The 18595-nt window shown below is 65.7% G+C and carries 9 protein-coding genes; 4 read left to right on the forward strand and 5 right to left on the reverse strand.

What is annotated here, in order from left to right; all coding sequences use genetic code 11:
• Positions 1 to 60 precede the first annotated feature (60 nt).
• The 5 genes from AC6LKG_RS03585 to AC6LKG_RS03605 form a co-directional block, all read right to left on the reverse strand.
• The gene (locus tag AC6LKG_RS03585) at positions 61 to 2355 is read right to left on the reverse strand and encodes a RelA/SpoT family protein (protein ID WP_498162905.1); all 2295 of its coding nucleotides are present in this window, start codon (positions 2353 to 2355) and stop codon (positions 61 to 63) included.
• Between the two features lie 23 nt (positions 2356 to 2378).
• Complete coding sequence (rpoZ, locus tag AC6LKG_RS03590; protein ID WP_006219679.1) at positions 2379 to 2582, reverse strand: DNA-directed RNA polymerase subunit omega; 204 nt, start codon at positions 2580 to 2582, stop codon at positions 2379 to 2381.
• A 46-nt stretch (positions 2583 to 2628) separates the two neighbouring features.
• Entirely contained in the window at positions 2629 to 3261 is a 633-nt protein-coding gene (gene gmk / locus AC6LKG_RS03595; RefSeq protein WP_498162778.1) for a guanylate kinase, read from the reverse strand.
• A gap of 176 nt (positions 3262 to 3437) precedes the next feature.
• Positions 3438 to 4358, reverse strand: a complete 921-nt coding sequence (locus tag AC6LKG_RS03600; protein ID WP_498162780.1) for a c-type cytochrome — start codon at positions 4356 to 4358, stop codon at positions 3438 to 3440.
• A complete protein-coding gene (locus AC6LKG_RS03605; protein ID WP_498162782.1) occupies positions 4355 to 5071 on the reverse strand; it encodes a c-type cytochrome in 717 nt (238 codons plus the stop codon). Before AC6LKG_RS03605 ends, AC6LKG_RS03600 begins: the two co-directional genes overlap by 4 nt.
• A 223-nt stretch (positions 5072 to 5294) precedes the next feature.
• Between AC6LKG_RS03605 and AC6LKG_RS03610 the strand changes: the two genes are divergently transcribed.
• The 4 genes from AC6LKG_RS03610 (at position 5295) to AC6LKG_RS03625 (ending at position 18438) form a co-directional block, all read left to right on the forward strand.
• The gene (locus AC6LKG_RS03610; protein WP_498162783.1) at positions 5295 to 6065 is read left to right on the forward strand and encodes an SDR family oxidoreductase; all 771 of its coding nucleotides are present in this window, start codon (positions 5295 to 5297) and stop codon (positions 6063 to 6065) included.
• 296 nt (positions 6066 to 6361) lie between these two features.
• Positions 6362 to 8065 carry a ShlB/FhaC/HecB family hemolysin secretion/activation protein gene (locus tag AC6LKG_RS03615; protein WP_498162784.1) on the forward strand — a complete coding sequence of 568 codons (1704 nt, stop codon included), beginning with the start codon at positions 6362 to 6364 and terminating at the stop codon, positions 8063 to 8065.
• Positions 8066 to 8104: 39 nt separating this feature from the next.
• A complete protein-coding gene (locus AC6LKG_RS03620) occupies positions 8105 to 17743 on the forward strand; it encodes a two-partner secretion domain-containing protein (RefSeq protein WP_498162786.1) in 9639 nt (3212 codons plus the stop codon).
• Positions 17740 to 18438, forward strand: coding sequence for a hypothetical protein (locus AC6LKG_RS03625; RefSeq protein WP_498162788.1), 699 nt, complete (start codon positions 17740 to 17742; stop codon positions 18436 to 18438). Before AC6LKG_RS03620 ends, AC6LKG_RS03625 begins: the two co-directional genes overlap by 4 nt.
• Positions 18439 to 18595: the final 157 nt, after the last annotated feature.

An 18595-nucleotide genomic window follows, 5' to 3' on the forward strand; every position in this document is an offset into this window, starting at 1 on the left:
CCGTAGACATGCCCCCTTGAGGGGGAAGCGCGCAGCGCTTCGGGGGTGGGCTCCCCGCCTTTAGCCCTTTACCCGGACGATCTTCTGCACCTGCGGCACATGGCGGATGGCGCGAATCACCTGCGCCAGGTGCTTGCGGCTGTCGACCTGGATGGTCAGGTGCAGCGACACCGTGGCAACCGCGTCATCGTGCATGGTGACGTGCATGATGTTGGCGTCGGCCGCCGTGACTTCCGCGGCCAGCCGGCCGAGCACGCCACGCTCGTTGCGCGTGACGATGTCCAGGCGCGTGGCCAGGTGCTTGGCGGTGTGCGCATCCCAGGCGACGTTGATCCAGCGTTCCGGTTCGCGCAGGCGCTGGCGCATGGCCACCGGGCAGTCGGCGGTATGCACCACCAGGCCATGGCCCAGGCGCATGCCGGCGATGATCGGGTCGCCGGGCAGCGGGCCGCAGCACGGCGCCAGTTGCACCGCCTGGCCTTCGTTGCCCTGGATCAGGATCGGGGCGCTGCGGGCCGAGGTCAGTTCGTCCACGGCGGCGGCGGTGGTGGCCACCAGTTGATGCTCCGGCGCGAAGCGGCGCGCCACCACGGCGGCCAGGCGCTTGCCCAGGCCGATGTCGGCCAGGATTTCCTCGCGCGAGCTGGCGCCGGTGCTGCGCGCCAGTTTCTGCCAGGCCGGGTCGTCGGTGGCCGGCAGCGGCATGTGCAATTCCTGCAGGGCCTGGCCCAGCAGGCGCTCGCCGAAGGCCACCGATTCCTCGTACTTGACGGTGCGCAGGTAGTGGCGGATTTCCGAGCGGGCGCGGCCGGTGCGCACGTAGTTGAGCCATTGCGCGTTCGGGCGCGAGGCGGGCGAGGTGACGATCTCCACCGTGTCGCCGCTGTTCAGTTCCGTGCGCAGCGGCACGAACTCGCCGTTGACCTTGGCGGCCACCGCCTGGTTGCCGATGTCGGTATGGATGGCGTAGGCGAAGTCCACCGGCGTCGCGCCGCGCGGCAGCGAGATGATCTTGCCGCGCGGGGTGAAGACGTAGACCGCATCCGGGAACAGGTCGACCTTGACGTGTTCGAGGAATTCGCCGGAATCGCCGGTCTGGCTCTGGATGTCGAGCAGCGATTGCAGCCACTGGTGGGTGCGCTTTTGCAGGTCGTTGAGCGTCAGGTCGGCGCCCTTGTACAGCCAGTGCGAAGCCACGCCTTCCTCGGCCACGTGGTGCATGTCGCGGGTGCGGAACTGGAATTCCACCGGGGTGCCGTAGGGGCCCACCAGCGTCGTGTGCAGCGACTGGTAGCCGTTGACCTTGGGAATCGCGATGTAGTCCTTGAACTTGCCGGGCACCGGCCGGTAGAGCTGGTGCAGCGTGCCCAGCGCCAGGTAGCACTCGGGCAGCGTGTGGACGATGACGCGGAAACCGTAGATGTCCAGCACGTCGGAGAACGACTTCTTCTGGTCGACCATCTTGCGGTAGATGCCGTACAGCGTCTTCTCGCGGCCGGTGACCTCGGCCTCGATGCCGGCGGCCGGCAGCGCGGCGCGCACCGAGTCGGCGATCTTGCCGATCACCTCGCGGCGGTTGCCGCGCGCGGCCAGCACGGCCTTGTACAGCACCTGGTAGCGGTTCGGGTACATGGCCGCGAAGCACAGGTCCTGCAGCTCGCGGAACAACAGGTTCAGGCCCAGCCGGTGCGCGATGGGCGCGTAGATATCCAGCGTTTCACGGGCGATGCGGCGGCGCTTTTCGGGGTTGACCGCGTCCAGCGTGCGCATGTTGTGCAGGCGGTCGGCCAGCTTGATGAGGATGACGCGCACGTCGCGCGCCATCGCCAACAGCATCTTGCGGAAACTCTCGGCCTGCTGCTCGGCCTTGGTGGCGAAATCGAGCCGGTCCAGCTTGGAGAGGCCATCGACCAGCTCGGCGACTTCAGGGCCGAACTTTTCGGCCAGCTCGTGCTTGGCGATGCCCTGGTCTTCCATCACGTCGTGCAGCAGGGCGGCGGACAACGCGTTCGCGTCGAGCTTCCAGCCCGCGCAGATTTCCGTGACGGCGATGGGGTGCGAGATGTAGGGCGAACCGCTGGCGCGGAACTGGCCCAGGTGCGCCTGGTCGGCGAAGCGGTAGGCTTCGCGCACGCGTTCTACATCTTTCTTGTCGAGATAGCTGCCGATGATTTCGGTCAGCGGCGCCAACGAGGCGACCGGCGAGGCAGTCGTTTCCGCCGCTTCTTGCGCGGCGACGGAGGATGGTGTGGCGGAGTGCTTGTCTTTTTTGCCCGTGCGGCGTCCCAGACGGGAACCCGCACGGAGTGCGGCAAGCAGACCTGATGAAGCGTATTTCAGCCCGGGAAAAGCTATTGCTTGCCGCCCCCCGGAAAAGATCAGGTGGGAACTTTACGCAGCATTTCCACGCCGGTGAGGCCGCCCGCGATTTCGCGCAGGGCAGTGACCGTGGGCTTGTCTTTGCTGTCCAGGCGCGGGGCATGGCCTTGCGCCAGCTCGCGGGCGCGGTAGGTGGCGGCCAGCGTGAGCTTGAAACGGTTGGGAATCTGGTTCAGACAGTCTTCGACGGTAATGCGAGCCATTAGGACACCTGGTGCTGATGGAGGATAGGGAGAATGCGGTTTCGTTTCAGTGGGCTGCCGGGATGCCGAGTTGCGCGAACAATTCGGCGTGGCGGATGGCCTGAGACGAAAAGCGCAGCCGCGCGGCGCTGACGATTTGAGTCAGTTCCGACAAGGCCACGCTAAATTCTTGATTAATAATAACATATTCGCATTCCGGCGCGTGCGCGATTTCGCCGCCGGCGGCCATGAGCCGGCGCGCGATCACCTGGGGCGCATCCTGGCCGCGCGCCTTAAGCCGGCTTTCGAGTTCTTCGATCGATGGCGGCAGCACGAAAATGCCGATTGCGGCGGGGAAGCGCTGGCGCACCTGGCGCGCGCCCTGCCAGTCGATCTCCAGCAGCACGTCGCGGCCTTCGCGGGTGGCTTCGTCGATGCGGTCGCGCGGCGTGCCGTAGAAATTGCCGTGCACCTCGGCCCATTCCAGCAGGCGCTGCTCGTCGCGCATCTGCTTGAATTCGTCGGTGCCGATGAAGCGGTATTCGCGGCCGTCTTCTTCGCCGGGACGCGGCGCGCGGGTGGTGCAGGAAACGGACAGTAGGATGGACGGGTCTTGCTGCAGCAAGGCCTTGACCAGGCTGGATTTGCCGGCCCCGCTGGGGGCGACGACCATGAAGACATTGCCGGAAGTGGCGTGCATGAATGTGACGAGCGTGTGATGCCGAGACCCGAAGAATAGCAAATCGCGCGCCGCGGCAGGGAAAATCCCCGCCACGGCCGTGGTGCCGGGGGGCTCGGCGGGACGTGGCCGAGGCGCCCGGCAACCGCGGAAAATCCCGTGCGCCCGGCGGCCCTGGAGCGGCCGGGCGCGCGGGGTCAGCGCGCCGCGGCCTGCCTCAGCTTGCCGCCGGACGGCGGTGAGTCGCTGCCGAGCAGATGGCCATTGACCTCGATGCCGTACAGCGAATCGTCGGAGTCGTGATACTTGGCCCGGGTCTTGGCCACCGATTCGGTATAGCGCGGATCCTGCGGCCGCTCGTGCGCATTCATGAAATAGGCCACGTCCCAGGCTTCCTGGTCGCTCAGCATGCCAGCCTGCCCGAGCGGCATGTTGGCCTTGATGAATCCGGCGGCATTGCCGATCTGGTGCATGCCGGCGCCCCAGTTGAACGAATCCGCGCCCCACAGCGCGGGGAAGACCCAATGGTCGCCGTTCTTCTGTCCCTTGCCTTCGGCGCCATGGCAGACCGCGCAATATTGGGCGTAGACCTGGCTGCCGCGTACGTAGTCGGCCTTTTGCGCCGGCTTGGGCAGCTTGCGGTAGCCCTGGCCTTCGAGCCGCACGCCGGTGGGCGCCTTGCTGGCCAGCCAGAACATATAAGTCTGCAAGGCCGTCAGGACCGGGTCGTCGGCCGCGGGCGGCTTGCCGTTCATGCTGAAGCGGAAACAGCCTTGCAGGCGTTCGGCCAGCGTGTTGACGTGGCCGTTCTTGGCGCGATAGGCGGGGTACAGCACGTAGGCCGCCCACATCGGCGCCGAGTCGGGACGGCGGCCGGCATCCAGGTGGCAACTGACGCAGTTGAGGTTGTTGCCGACGAATTTGCTGGCGTTCTGCGGCGTGTGCAGGAAGATCTGTTCGCCCTGGCGCACGACCTGGCCGAATTCGGTGTCGGGCAGCGAGGCGGCGCTTGGCGGGGTGAATGCGGGCGGTGTATCGGCGGCCATGGCGGCGGCGCCGGGCGCGAGGGCGGCGGCCAACAGCAGTAGGCGGGCGAATCGAGAGGGGACGTGGCTCATTGCTTGGCTCCCGCGGCGCTGGCTTGCGCGGCAAGCTGGTCGGCGGCCTTGGGCAGGCCGGCATAGTAGGCGGACACGGCGTCGATTTCGGCGTCGGTCAGGCGGGTGGCGACCGCCGGCATCAGGCCGAGCGGACCTGGCGGGCGCTGGCCCTGGCGCCAGGCGCGCAATTGGCCGGCGATGTAGGCCGCCGGCTGGCCCGCCAGGCTGGGGAAGTTGGCGCCCACGCCAATGCCGCCCGGGCCATGGCATTGGTTGCAGGCCGGCACATTCTTGTCCCAGGCGCCGCGCGTCGCCAGCCAGGCCCCGGTATTGTCGGGCTTGACTGGATGCAGGGCGGTGGCGGCCAGCCGATCGATGTTCAGGGGCGAAGGCAGGCCCGCGTAATACTCGGCCACCGCCTGGCGCTGGGCTGGGTCCAGCGCCTTGGCGGTGGCCGCCATGATCGGGCTGACCCGGCCACCGTTGGCCATGGCCTCGAGTTGTTCGGCCAGGTACGCGGCGCCCATGCCCGCCAACTGCGGAAAGCCGCCGGCGGGGTTGCCTTCGCCATGGGCGCCGTGACAGGTCATACAGGCGGGCGCGCCGTTGGCGCCCTGGGTGCTGATCTGCTGTCCGTCGGGCGCGGCGTGGGCCGGCAGCGCGGCCAGGGCGCCGGCGCCCAGGGCCAGCGAGCTTGCCCAGCGGACAGCGGAAAAGGGCCGTAGTGCCATGATGGGAGACTCCCCGGTTATCGGATTTTGGTAATAAGTTAATTTCCCAAAATTATATGGAAATTTGTGACAGCGCAAAGCGTTACCGCCGCGATTGCGCGCGCGCAACGTGTAACGCCCCATGCCGGGCCGGTAATTCACGCGTAGCGAATGGAACGTTCGCTTGCACCACGTCCAGATCGATTCGGTTAGCATTTCGCCGATCGATAACAAGGAGCATCCGATGCACACGAACGAGATCGAACCGCCGCGCGTCGCGCTGGTCACAGGGGCCGGCACCGGCATAGGCCGGGCGGTGGCGCTGGAATTCCTGGCGCAGGGGTATCGCGTGGTGCTGGCCGGCCGTCGCCGCGAACCGCTCGAAGCCACGCGCACGGCGGCGGGCGAAGACGGTGTGCGGGCGCTGGTGGTGCCGACGGACGTATCCGATGAACAGGCGGTGCGCGAGCTGTTCGATACGACGCAGCGCGAATACGGCCGGCTCGACGTGCTGTTCAACAACGCCGGCCGTGGCGCTCCCGCCATGCCGATCGAGGAATTGCCGGTCGCCCTCTGGCGCGAGGTGGTCGACACCAACCTGACCGGCATGTTCCTGTGCGCGCAGGCCGCGATCCGCGTGATGAAGGCGCAGGCGCCGCAGGGCGGCCGCATCATCAACAATGGCTCGATCTCGGCGCATGCGCCGCGGCCGTTCTCGATTGCCTACACCGCCACCAAGCATGCGGTGACCGGCCTGACCAAATCGATCTCGCTCGATTGCCGCCCATACCATATCGCCTGCGGCCAGATCGACATCGGCAACGCGGCCACCGAAATGACCGAACGCATGGCCGCCGGCATCCTGCAGGCCGATGGCAGCACCAGGGTCGAGCCGCGCATGGACGTGGCCCATGTGGCCCAGGCCGTGGCCGCCATGGCGCGCCTGCCGCTGGAAGCCAACGTCCAGTTCATGACGATCATGGCGACCAACATGCCGTTCGTCGGACGCGGCTGACCGGGGCTGCGCCGGCAGCCAAAAAAAGCGCCTTCTGAACTGACCCCCGAAGGTTGGATTTGAGTCCAGCTTCCGGGGGTCAGTTCATTCGGGCGCTGTTTCGTTGGTTGCCGCTTTCCCGTGCCGGGCATGAAGCCTGAGGCGCTGCCGCCGTTTACCGTCAATAGGTTATGTGATCCGAAATCACGAGTGACAGCTAACGTGTAGTCTGACAAGCGGGCTCTCCGCGTCCCAATATCCGCCTTACCGCCATCCAATCCCGAAGCATTACTGCGCACGGATATAAAGGGGGGAGGATGGTCGGGTGGTTGTGGCAGCGGGCATGGATCTCGTTCAGCCTGCTGCTGTTCATGGTATCGGCGTCCGCACAGACGCAGGCTGGCGCCGCGCAGGAACTGCTGCGTCAGCAGGAGCGCGAGCGGATACTGCGCAAGCAACAGGAAGCGGCGCCGAGTGTTCGGGCGCAGCCGGCGCGCGCGCCGTCGCCGGATCTGTTGCCGCGCGACGAGACGCCATGTTTCCCGATTGGCCGCATTCGCCTCGATGGCGAGGATGCCGGGCGGTTTGTCTGGGCCCTGAACGCCGCCGATCCCGACAACGATGCCGCCACGGGGCGCTGCCTCGGCGCCAAGGGCATCAGCGTGGTCATGACGCGCGTGCAGAACGCCGTCGTTGCGCGGGGGTTCGTCACCACCCGCATCCTCGCCGCGCCCCAGGATCTTACGGGCGGCACGCTGACGCTTACCGTCGTGCCGGGCCGCATCCGCGCCATTCGTTTCGCGCCCGGCACATCACGCCGGGCCACGGCCTCGAACGCCGTGCCGGTCGGGCGCGGCGACCTGCTCAATCTGCGCGACGTCGAACAGGCGCTGGAGAACTTCAAGCGCGTGCCGACGGCAGAGGCGGACATCCAGATCGTCCCGGCCGATGGCGAAGATGCCCGCCCCGGCGAGAGCGACCTGGTCATCGCCTGGCGGCAGCGCTCGCCCCCGATCCGTGTGTCCGCGTCCCTGGATGACGCCGGCAGCAAGGCGACCGGCAGGCTCCAGGGGGAGTTGACCGTCTCCCTTGACGACCTCCTCATGCTGAACGACCTGTTCTACGCCAGCCTCAACCATGACGTGTTCAACGGCAACCGCAAGGGCACCAGGGGCTACACCGCGCACTACAGCCTGCCCCATGGCTATTGGGCGCTAAGCGCCACGGCCAGCGGCTATGGGTATCGCCAGACCGTCGCCGGCTACAGCCAGAACTATGTCTACAGCGGCACCAGCGACAACGCCGAACTGCGCCTGTCGCGGCTCATCCATCGCGATGCCACCCGCAAGACCTCCCTCTACGGCCGCGGCTGGATGCGCAGGTCGAACAACTTCATCGACGATACGGAAATCGAGGTCCAGCGCCGTCGCACCGGCGGCTGGGAACTGGGCCTGACGCACCGCGAATACCTGGGCGAAAGCACGCTCGATGCGAACCTGGCCTACCGGCGCGGCACCGGTGCTTTCAACGCGATGCCTGCGCCCGAGGAAGACTTCGGCGAAGGCAGCTCCCGAATGAAGGTCATCACCGCCAGCGCCCAGCTCTTGGTTCCCCTGCCGCTCGGGTCGCAACGCGCCCGCTACATCGGCAGTTGGCGCGCGCAATGGGATCGCACGCCGTTGGTGCCCCAGGATCGCTTCTCCATCGGCGGGCGCTACAGCGTGCGCGGGTTCGACGGCGAGCTGACCCTGATGGGCGAGCGCGGCTGGATCTGGCGCAACGAAATCGGTCTGCTGCTCGGCGCCGGCCAGGAACTCTATTTCGGCGCCGACTACGGCCATGTCGGCGGCCCGTCCACCCGCTGGCTGCAGGGCCGCAACTTGGCCGGCGCGGTCATTGGCCTGCGCGGCGGCGCCAAGGGATTCCATTGGGATCTCTTCGCCGGCATGCCGCTCTCCAGGCCCAGGGGCTTCATGACCGACTCGCTCACCGCCGGCTTCAGCCTTGGCTGGGCCTGCTGATTCCGCATCGATTACGCGCAAGCAAAAGGCAGTGATGACATGAACAAGAACCTGTATCGCGTCGTTTTCAACCGGGCGTTGGGCCTGTTCCAGGTCGTCGCGGAGATTGCGCGGCGCGACGGGCCGGGCGCAAGCTGCGCAAACGCCACCGCCGCCGGCAGCAGGTTTCTTGCCACCGTCAGACCCTTGCGTTTCGCCCTGGCGCTCGCGCTGGGGCAGGCGGTCGTCGCGCCGCTGGCGACCGCCCAGGTCGTCGCCGACCCCGGCGCTCCCGGCAATCAGCGCCCGACAGTGCTGGAGGCCGCCAACGGCGTGCCCCTGGTGAACATCCAGACGCCGAGCGCCGCGGGCGTCTCGCGCAATGCCTACAGGCAATTCGACGTCGACCAGCAAGGCGCCATCCTCAATAACGCCCGCACGAACACGCAGACGCAGTTGGGCGGCTGGGTGCAAGGCAACCCGTGGCTGGCGCGCGGGACCGCCCGCGTCATCCTCAACGAGGTGAACGCCAGCGACCCGAGCCAATTGCGCGGCTACGTGGAAGTTGCCGGCGATCGCGCCCAACTGATTATCGCCAACCCGGCCGGTATTTCCTGCGACGGCTGCGGCTTCATCAACGCCGACCGCGCCACCCTCGCCACCGGCAAGCCGATCATCAACGGCGGATCGCTGGAAGGCTATCGCGTGGCAGGCGGCGCCATCCGGGTCGATGGCAAAGGCATGGACGCCAGCGCCACCAACTATACGGACCTGATCGCCCGTTCCGTGGAGGCCAATGCCGGAATCTGGGCGCAGCAGCTCCAGGTTTCCACCGGGACCAACGAGGTCAGCGCCGACCACGCCAAGCTGCGGAAGACCGCCGCCAGCGGCGATGCGCCGGCCTTCGCGCTGGACGTTGGCGCGCTCGGCGGCATGTACAGCCAGAAAATCGTGTTGGTGGGCACCGAGCACGGTGTCGGCATGCGCAACGCCGGCACCCTCGGCGCGCAGGCCGGCAAATTGGTCGTCACCGCCGATGGCCGCCTGGAAAACAGCGGCACGATGCAGGCCAGTGCCGATACCCGCATCGACGTGAGCGGCGGCCTTGCCAATGCCGGCATGATCAGCGCCGGCCGCGAACTGGTGGTCAGCACGCCGCAGGACATCGACAACCGCAACGGCATGCTCAATGCACGGCGTATCGAGGCCAACGCCCAGTCGCTGAAGAACCGCGGCGGCGCCATCGAGCAGACCGGCACACAGCACTTGGCGCTGCACGCCGCGCGGCTGAGCAATCGCGATGATGGCCGTATCGGGCTGGCGGCAGCCGATACCAGCGCCACGCCGGACAGCGGCGGCAACACGGGCAACGGCAGCGGGACAGGCGGCGGAGCGGGCGGCACCGGCGGCGCTGCGCCGGGTGAAGGCACCGGCGTCGCGCCGCTGGCCAACGGCGCGCTGAACATCGCGTCCGCGCTGGACAACGACGGCGGTCGCATCATGGCCGGCGGTGCTGTCGACGTGACTGTCGGGGCCGGCCTTGACAACGATGGCGGGCACCTTGGCGCGCGGCGGCTCGACGTGAGCGGCGGCGATCTCGGCAACCGCAAGGGCGAATTCAAGGTCGCCGAGGCGCGCATCGCGGCAGACCAACTCAACAACGATGCCGGCCTGATGCAGGTGGCCGGTCCCGTTGTCCTGAGCGCGCAGGACTTCTCCAACCGCGCCGGCATCTTCCAGCACAGCGACGAGGCCGACACCCACATCAAGGTCAAGGGGCAACTCGACAACAGCGAAGGCACCCTGGCCAGCAATGCGAAGCGCCTGACCCTGGACGCCGGCCAGTTGGTCAACACCGATGGCCACATCACCCATGCCGGCGACGGTGGCCTGCTGGTCAATGCCGGCGCGTTCAGCGGTGCGGGCGGCGAGACGGCCACGGCCGGCATCGCCATCCTGCGCCTGGGCGACAGCGACCATCGAAAGGCCAAGCTCGGTGCCGCCCAGGTCGACCTCGCCGCACAGTCCTTCGACAACCGCGGCGGCAGGGTCATCGCCGGCGGCAACCAGGCCAACCGCATCGAGGTGGCCGGTCTGTTCGATAACGGCAACGGGGGTACGCTCGCCAGTAATGCCGACCTGGACATTCGCGCTGGCGCCCTCGGCACCGCGGAGGGCCGCATTCTTCTAACGGGCGACGGCCGTCTCGAAATCGAGGCCCAGACGCTGCGCGGCGAGCGCGCTACGATTGCCAGCCACGGCGCGTTGAGCCTGAAAGGCGCAACGACCGACCTGACCGGCGCCACCACGCGGGCCAAGGCCATCACCGTCAACACCGGCACGCTGACCACCGCCAAGGGCTCGCTCGTGGCCAGCGGCGGCAAGCCGCTGGACCTCACGGTCCGCGACGCAATGGACAACCGCGGCGGCACTATCGCCGGCAACGGCGCCGTTGAACTTCACGCCAAGTCTCTCGACAATGCTCGCGGCACGGTATCGGCCACCGGCACGGACGCCAGCCGCATCACCGTCACCGATCAATTCGACAACACTGACGGCACCTTGGCCGGCAACGGCGCGCTGGCGCTCCAGGCTGGCGCGCTCATCAATCGTGACGGCACGGTGCAGGCGGCTGGCGATGCCGCGACCCGCATCGACGTGGCGCGCACGCTGGACAACACCGGTGGCGCCCTGGTCGCGGCTGGCGCCGCCATCGTCAAGGCGGGCGAACTGGCCAACCAGGCAGGCAAGGTGCAGACGTCCAGCGCCGCCGGCCTGGCCGTGTACATCGGCGGCACGCTGGACAACCGGCGCGATGGCCTCGTTGCCAGCGCCGGCAAGGCCGATGTCCGCGCCGGCTCCTTGGACAACCGTGGCGGCGCGGTCAATGCCGCCGGCCCGTTGACCGCCATTGTCCGAGATGCCGTGGACAACCGGCGCGGCAAGCTGGTCGGCGCCGAAGACCTCGCCGTCAGGGCGGGCACGCTGGTCAACCGCGACGCCGGCCTGATCGTCTCCATCGACGGCAAGCTCGACGTGGATACGCAGGGCCGTATCGAGAACGCGGGCGGCACGCTGCAAGGCGGCGGCGATGTCCGCGTGGCCGCGGCGGGGCTCGGCAATGCCGGTGGCACGGTACTCGGCGCCAACGTCGAAGTCGATACCCGGCTGGGCTCGCTCGACAATGGCGGCGGCACCATCGCCAGCAGCCGCGGCACGCTCAGCGCGGACAGCGGCGCCCTGAACAACACTGGCGGCCTGTTGCAGTCGGCGCGAGGGATGCGCGTGGACACCCACGGCCAGTCGCTGGCCAACACCGACGCCGGCAACACGGGCGGCATCCTCAGCGGCGACGCGCTGGCGCTTGCCAGCGGCAGCCTGGACAATCGCGGCGGCATCGTGCACAGCCAGGGGGATGCCCTCATCCGTAGCGGCGGCATCGACAACACCGCCGGCGCCATCGTCGCCGAAACCCACATCGGCATCCTTGGCGCGGGCACAGACAGCGTCCTGGACAACACGCGCGGCACCGTCACAGCCGGCGGCAGCCTCGAGGTGGCGGTCAGCCGGGCGCTCAACCCGCTCGGCACGCTGCTGGCGGGCAAGTCGCTCAGCGTCACCGCGGACAGCCTGGGCGGCGACGGCAGCCTGCTGTCCAAGGGAGATTTGAGCCTCATCCTCCAGCAGGACTTCACCAACCTCAAGGAAATCACCGCCAACGGTCGCGCGCGCATCAGCACCGCCGGCCTGTTGACCAACCGCGGCCTGCTTCGGGCGGGCGACCTCGAAGCGCGCGGCGCCAACGTCGACAACACCGCCACCGGCGAAATGAGCGCGGGCCGCGCCACGGTCGTTGCGCTCGACACCCTGGCCAACCGTGGCCTCATCGACGGCGGCCAGGCCCGGATCGAGGCCGGCACGCTCGACAACGTCGGCACCGGCCGCATCCATGGCGACCGCCTGGCCATCAAGGGGGGCACGGTCAACAACCGCGAGGAAGGCGGCCGCGCCGCCGTCATCGCCGCGCGTGGCCGGCTGGATATCGGCGCCAGCACGATCGACAACCGCGAGCACGCCCTGATATTCAGCGCGGGCGGCGGCAGCGATGCCTTGAACATCGGCGGCTCGCTGGACGCGGACAACCAGGCGGCTGGCCGCGCCAGTCTCATCCTCAACGACAGCGCCACCATCGAATCGCTGGGGGGGCTGACCATCGACAGCGCTCGCCTGCTTAATCGCAACCTGCATTTCCGCACGGAGCTGGCACGGATCAGCGGCCCGACCAGGTATTTGTACATCCAGCCTGAAGGCGATCCCGAAAAACACGATGCCAGCGAATACCGCTGGGAGCACTGGAGCCATGCCAATCGTTATCGCCACAGGGAAACCGGCGCGAAGATTCACGACTGGACCCAATACGACGTAAAGCAGACCGAGTACCAAACGCAGGTGATCGAAAGCGCGCCGGCGCTCATTCGCGCGGGCGGCAATATGACCCTGCGCGGTGACGGGCTTGTCAACGACAAAAGCCGCATTGCCGCCGGCGGCACTCTGCAGGGCGATCTGGATCGCCTCGACAATGTAGCCGCCGTTGGCGAACACGTAATCCACCAGACCGGCACCAGCCAGTACACCTACTCAAGGTGGCGCGGTGGCGGAAGACGCTTCCACCAGCGCAAATGGCGCGGAAAGATTGCCTACGCCCCCGAAGACATTGCGACAACGTTCGACCTCAATGTTTCAAGCGTCGCGCAACACGCCGCAGGCGCAGGCAGCGGCTTGACGGTGCCTGACCGCCGGGACCATCAGGTCGGCGGCGCCATCGAGGGCGGCCTCGTCCGTGCCACGGGCACTATCGGGCCTGGACAGATAACGGAAGTCCGGGCTGGCGTGAACAACGTCGACAGTCCCGCCACTGTCACGGGCCCACACTTCACAGACCTCAATGCTCCCGTCCGGGGCCCCACACAGGGGGTGACAGGTGCTAACAGCGACGCGGTGACGATCATTCGTACGGTCCAGATCGACACAGCCGCACCCGCCAACAGCCTGTTCCGCACTGGTCCCGACGCCGGCGGCTACCTCATCGAAACCGACCCGCGCTTCGCCGACTACCGCAACTGGCTCAGTTCCGACTACATGCTGTCCCAGCTCGGCCATGACCCGGCCGCGGTGCACAAGCGGCTGGGCGATGGCTTTTACGAACAGAAGCTGGTGCGCGACCAGATAGGCCAGTTGACGGGCCGCCGATTCCTCGCGAACTACGCCAGCGACGACGCGCAGTACCAGGCATTGCTGGATGCCGGCGTCACCTACGCCAGGGAATGGAATCTGCGTCCCGGAGTGGCGCTCAGCGCCAGGCAGATGGCGCAGCTCACCAGCGATATCGTCTGGCTGGTCGAACGCGACGTGACGCTGGCCGACGGCAGTATCACGCGCGCCCTGGTGCCGCAGGTCTACGTCCGCGTACAACCTGGCGACATCGACGGCAACGGCACCCTGCTGGCCGCCAGCGCCATCGATCTCAACCTGAAAAGCGATCTCGTTAATTCCGGCGCCATTGCGGGACGCGCGGTGGTCAATCTCAGCGGCGACAACCTGCGCATTCTCGGCGGCCGCATCACCGCCGATGCCGTGGCGCTCAGCGCCCGCGCCGACATCGACAATATCGGCGGCACGCTGGATGCCGGTTCGACGCTGCGGCTCGGCGCCGGACGCGACCTCAACGTGGTCAGCACCACTCGCGGCGGCGCCACGCGGGCCGGACGCAGCGACTTCAGCCGGACCAACCTGGATCGCGTTGCCGGTCTCTACGTCACCAACCCGAATGGCCTCCTGCTGGCCTCGGCGGGGCGTGACGCCAAGCTGATCGCGGCCCGGGTCGGCAACCGCGGCAAGGAGGGTCAGACCGCCATGGTCGCCGGCCGGGACCTGACGCTGGGCACCGTCACGATTGCCGAGCAGGAGAACAACGTACGCGATGCCAGCAACTATCTCAGGCAGGGTTACGAGCAGGATGTCGGCAGCACCATCACCACGGCCGGCGACGTGCGCCTGCAGGCTGGCCGCGATCTGAGTAGCACCGCGGGCGCTGTCACCAGCGAGCAGGGAGCCCTGATTGCCGTTGCGCGGGGCGACGTGAACATCCTGGCAGGCAAAGCGAACCGCAACTGGGCCGAAGGCCATCGCCATTCGTCCAAGAGCCTGCTGGGCTCCAGCACGAAGACGACCCGCGACAGCCTGGAAGAGACCACGGCGCTATCCAGCACCTTCAGCGGCAACACCGTCGCCATCCGGGGCGAGAACGTCACCATCACCGGCAGCAACGTCGTCTCCGATGCCGGCACGGCCATCGTGGCCAACAACAACCTGACCCTCCTGGCCGCCACCGAAACCAGCCAGGAAAGCCACTTCAAGGAAAACCGGAAAAGCGGCTTCCTCTACAACGGCGGGCTCGCCTTCACCATCGGCAGCCAGATGCAAAGCGGCGACCGCCGGGACGCCAGTACCCACGCGGCGGCGTCAACCGCGGGCTCCACGGCCGGCGACGTGACCCTGGTGGCGGGCGGCCACTACCAGCAGACCGGCAGCCATGTCCTGGCGCCCAAGGGCGGCATCGATATCCAGGCCAAGAAGGTCGATATCGTCGACGCGCGGGAAACCGGCAAGCGCGTGGAACAGAGCAAGTTCCGCCAGTCCGGCCTGACCGTGGCGATTTCTGCGCCGGTGTTGTCGGCCATTGAGACCGCCGGGCAGATGAAGCGCGCTGCCGGCCAGACGGCTGACGGACGTATGCAGGTGCTGGCAGGCGCGGCCACGGGGCTGGCGGCCAAGAACGCCTACGATGCGGTCCAGGCCGACCCGCAGTCGGCTGGCGGCGTCAATATCTCGATCACCGTTGGCGCCAGTAAAAGCGACAGCAAATCCACCGCCACCACCGATACGGCCGCCGGTTCAGCCGTGGCCGCGGGCGGCGATGTGCGCATCGGCGCCCGCGGCGGGCCGGATTCCAACCTGACCGTGCGCGGCAGCGACATCCGCGCGGGCGGGGATGCCGTGCTCAAGGCCGATGGCGATATCAATCTGCTGGCGGCGCAGAACATCATTGAAACCCGCCGAACCAGCAGCAACTCCAGCGCGGGAGTGGGTGTGGCGATCTCTGTCGGCCAGGGCGGCGCCGCCATGGGCGTCACGGCGAACGCCAGCATTGGCAGAGGTAAGGGAGAAGGCAAGGATGTCACCTGGACCAACAGCCACGTAACAGCCGGCGAACGCTTGAGCCTGGAGTCCGGCGGCCACACCCGCCTGCGCGGCGCGGTCGCCAGCGGCAGGCAGGTGGTGGCCGACGTAGGCGGCAACCTCAGCATCGAGAGCCTGCAGGACACCAGTGCCTTCAGGAGCAAAGACACCAACGTTGGCGGCAGCGTGACCGTGGGCGCGGGCTTCTCGGGCAGCGTAAACCTCAGCCAGCAGAAGATACACAGCGACTATGCCAGCGTCACCGAGCAGTCGCGCATCGAAGCCGGCGCGGGTGGGTTCCAGATAAGAGCCAGGGACAACACCGACCTCAGGGGAGCCGCCATCACGTCGTCCGAGAAGGCGGTCAGGGATGGTTTCAACACGCTGACCACCGGCACACTCACCACGAGTGACATCAGTAACCACGCCGAATACTCCGCCAGCAGCATCAGTGTTGGCGGCGGGTACAGCACTGGCAATGGCGACAGGAAGGAAGCCGGCTCCGGCGGCGGTGTGGGTACCAACCAGCAGGGGCAGGCCGCCACCGGCGGCCAGGTGCCCGGCAGTACCCTGCCGACCCTGGGCAACTTCAGCGCCAGTCTGCCAGTTGTCATGGCCGCCAGCGGCAACAGTGGCAGTACAACTCGCAGCGGTATAAGCGGCGCGCAGGTCACTATCACGGATGAAGCCGGCCAGCAGGCCGCGTCGGGCAAGTCGGTCGACGAAATGATGGCCGAACTGAACCGTGAGGTGTTCACCGGGCAGGACGGCGCCAATGCCCTCAAACCCATCTTCAACGAACGGGAGATCAGGGCTGGCTTCGAGATTGTAGGGGCCCTTCAGCGAGAAACGGGAGTCTTCCTCAACAACCGCGCCAGGGAAGCCGTTGCGGCAAAAGAAACCCTGGATCGCGAACTTGATAAACCGGATACGGAACGCGATCCAGCCCGCATCGCGGCTCTCCAGCGACAGATAACCGACAGCGCTACATGGGCGCCGGGAGGAACTGGGCGTCAGCTTCTGACGGCTCTCACCGCAGCCGTTGGCGGCAATGTATCGGCGTCGGGCGCGCAGTTCACCCGTAATCTGGTTGCAAGCTATGTACAACAACAAGGCGCCGGTTATATCGGAGACCTGGTTGCAAAGGGGATTGTGAAGGAGGGCAGCCCGGCCCATGCCGCGCTACATGCCATCGTCGCATGCGCTGGGGCATCCGCGGCCGGCAAGGGATGCGGCAGCGGCGCACTCGGTGCCGCCACCAGCAGCCTCTTGACCAACCTTTTTGACGAAAACCCCAGCGATAACGCGGAGCAGAAGGAGGCAAAGCGAAACCTGCTGGCCACCCTCGTGACCGGAATTGCCGCCGCAGGGGGCAGTGATGCATCAACGGCGAGCAGCAGCGCAATTTCTGCTCTCGACAACAACTACCTCACCCAGGGCCAGGAACGGCGCCTTAATGAGGAGCTGAAGGCATGTGAACAACGAGGTTGTTCCGAGGAAGAAAAGCGCGAAGTCTGGGAACGCTGGAGGGCAATCTCCGAATTTCAGCAAGATCAATATCTCAACCAAGCTGTGCTCGGTTGTGAAGGCCGGGGATTAAGTTGTGTCACGCAAAACTATATTGCGGCCTCCAGGGTAGCCGGCGAAGGTTCGGGCATCGAAGGGGAATCCCCCCTTACAGAGGAAATCCGAGACTATCTCAAGTCCGAACACTCTCAAATCCGAAACCAGGCGCTACTGAACGGCTTCGGCGAAGTGGTCAATGGCCCCAGGAGTAATCAGGATTACGCCATACAGGCGTCTGCTGACCTCCTGATTGCAGGCATCACCACCGCTTATCAGTCAATATCAGGCGAATCACCAAAGCCGTCAAAACCTTTGGTGTCAGGATACGACCCGAAGTCTTCGGTTAAACCTTTCGCCTTCGTCGAAGTCAATGGCAACTCATATCCCGTTTACACCTACAAGGATGCCAAGAAGCTGCCACCAGGTACTGGGGCGATTTTCACTACACAGGGAGGGGATCAGCGAGTTTCGTCCGGTATATCGACGCCATCGGGCAAGTATGATGCACAAACCCCGGGCGCGATGAGTGATGTGAACAGCCGCCAGAGATTGGTATTCACTCTGCGGTACAACAATGACGTGACAGGACCTTCAGCAGGTGGTAAAGGATTCAATATTGTTCGTTTCGACGGTTATGAACTCCAAGGGAACACTCTGATACCAGTGGACAGCAAGAACGATACTCACTCGATGTATGAAGGGTCAAAGGCTCTTCAGGATGTAACGCGGCAGCAATCTGCACTAAATCAAAATGGCGTTTATGCTGAGTGGCACTTGCCGACTGATACCAAGGCGAACCATGCGCAAAGGAAGCTAGATTTGAATTTCGGTGTCGACTCAAAGTCAAAGTACTCTAACCGAATTACTGTCCGAACCAGAGGAAAACGTAAGTGAGCTATAACATCATTCGAGTATTACGCAAGATGAGCTTTAATGAGGACGTGAAAGTTTTCTACTCTGACCTCTGCACTGCGTTGGCTGAACTTGACCAGCCGTGGGGACTCGGTGGTATTGATGTATTGCCGCTAAAAGGCGGAAAACCAGGTAATACAGCATACGGAGTTAACTATCGCCTTCGGGGTGGTGCAAAAAGACTTGAAATCGGTCTTTGCAACCGAAATCGTGATCCAAATGCAGACTATATTTACTACCTTCATGATCACCTTTTTGTCGAATTCAATGCAGCCAGGAAAGGACAGAACCTTCACTATATATTCGACGAGGTAGTTCCTTTCTATGTGCGAACCTTCGGCGCTTTTCGGGTCACAGTGGAGGACTTAGATACGCTTGTTCGATTTGGGGAAGCGTTACGTTCAATGAGTCAGGAGGCTTACGAGACCTTCATGGCAAGCGACCGCTCGCCGGAGACCACTTGCTCCAATATCTGGCAGGTCAACTACTGGGCCAGCGAACAGTGCAATAACTATTTCGGCCTCACCCCCGAGCAGGTTGTGAATGCCGTCAAAGGCCAGGTCGCACGCGCTGATGTGCTGGAGGGCGGTGCCTATATCGTTGTTTCCTACGACCCGATGAGCACTGACGAAGTAGAGCTGATCACACCAAAACTGATGCCGTTGCTCCGGAAATAAAGCGGGACTACGACTTTTGCCGAATTTGGGCCGTACAGCATGATGTGACGGGGCCGTGGGCGGGTGGTAAGGCGTTCCACACCCCGCATAAGCGCCCCAATTTCCCGGGAGTCGGCCTCATGCCTCAGCCCCTCCGCAAGCGTCAGCTTTTAGAATC

Source organism: Achromobacter sp. 46006 (genome assembly GCF_059761975.1).

Coding starts and splice junctions, on each gene's coding strand:
- AC6LKG_RS03615 (WP_498162784.1), top strand. CDS start 6,362: ATGGTCGGGTGGTTGTGGCAGCGGGCATGGATCTCGTTCAGCCTGCTG.
- rpoZ (WP_006219679.1), bottom strand. CDS start 2,582: ATGGCTCGCATTACCGTCGAAGACTGTCTGAACCAGATTCCCAACCGT.
- AC6LKG_RS03610 (WP_498162783.1), top strand. CDS start 5,295: ATGCACACGAACGAGATCGAACCGCCGCGCGTCGCGCTGGTCACAGGG.
- AC6LKG_RS03620 (WP_498162786.1), top strand. CDS start 8,105: ATGAACAAGAACCTGTATCGCGTCGTTTTCAACCGGGCGTTGGGCCTG.
- AC6LKG_RS03600 (WP_498162780.1), bottom strand. CDS start 4,358: ATGAGCCACGTCCCCTCTCGATTCGCCCGCCTACTGCTGTTGGCCGCC.
- AC6LKG_RS03605 (WP_498162782.1), bottom strand. CDS start 5,071: ATGGCACTACGGCCCTTTTCCGCTGTCCGCTGGGCAAGCTCGCTGGCC.
- gmk (WP_498162778.1), bottom strand. CDS start 3,261: ATGCACGCCACTTCCGGCAATGTCTTCATGGTCGTCGCCCCCAGCGGG.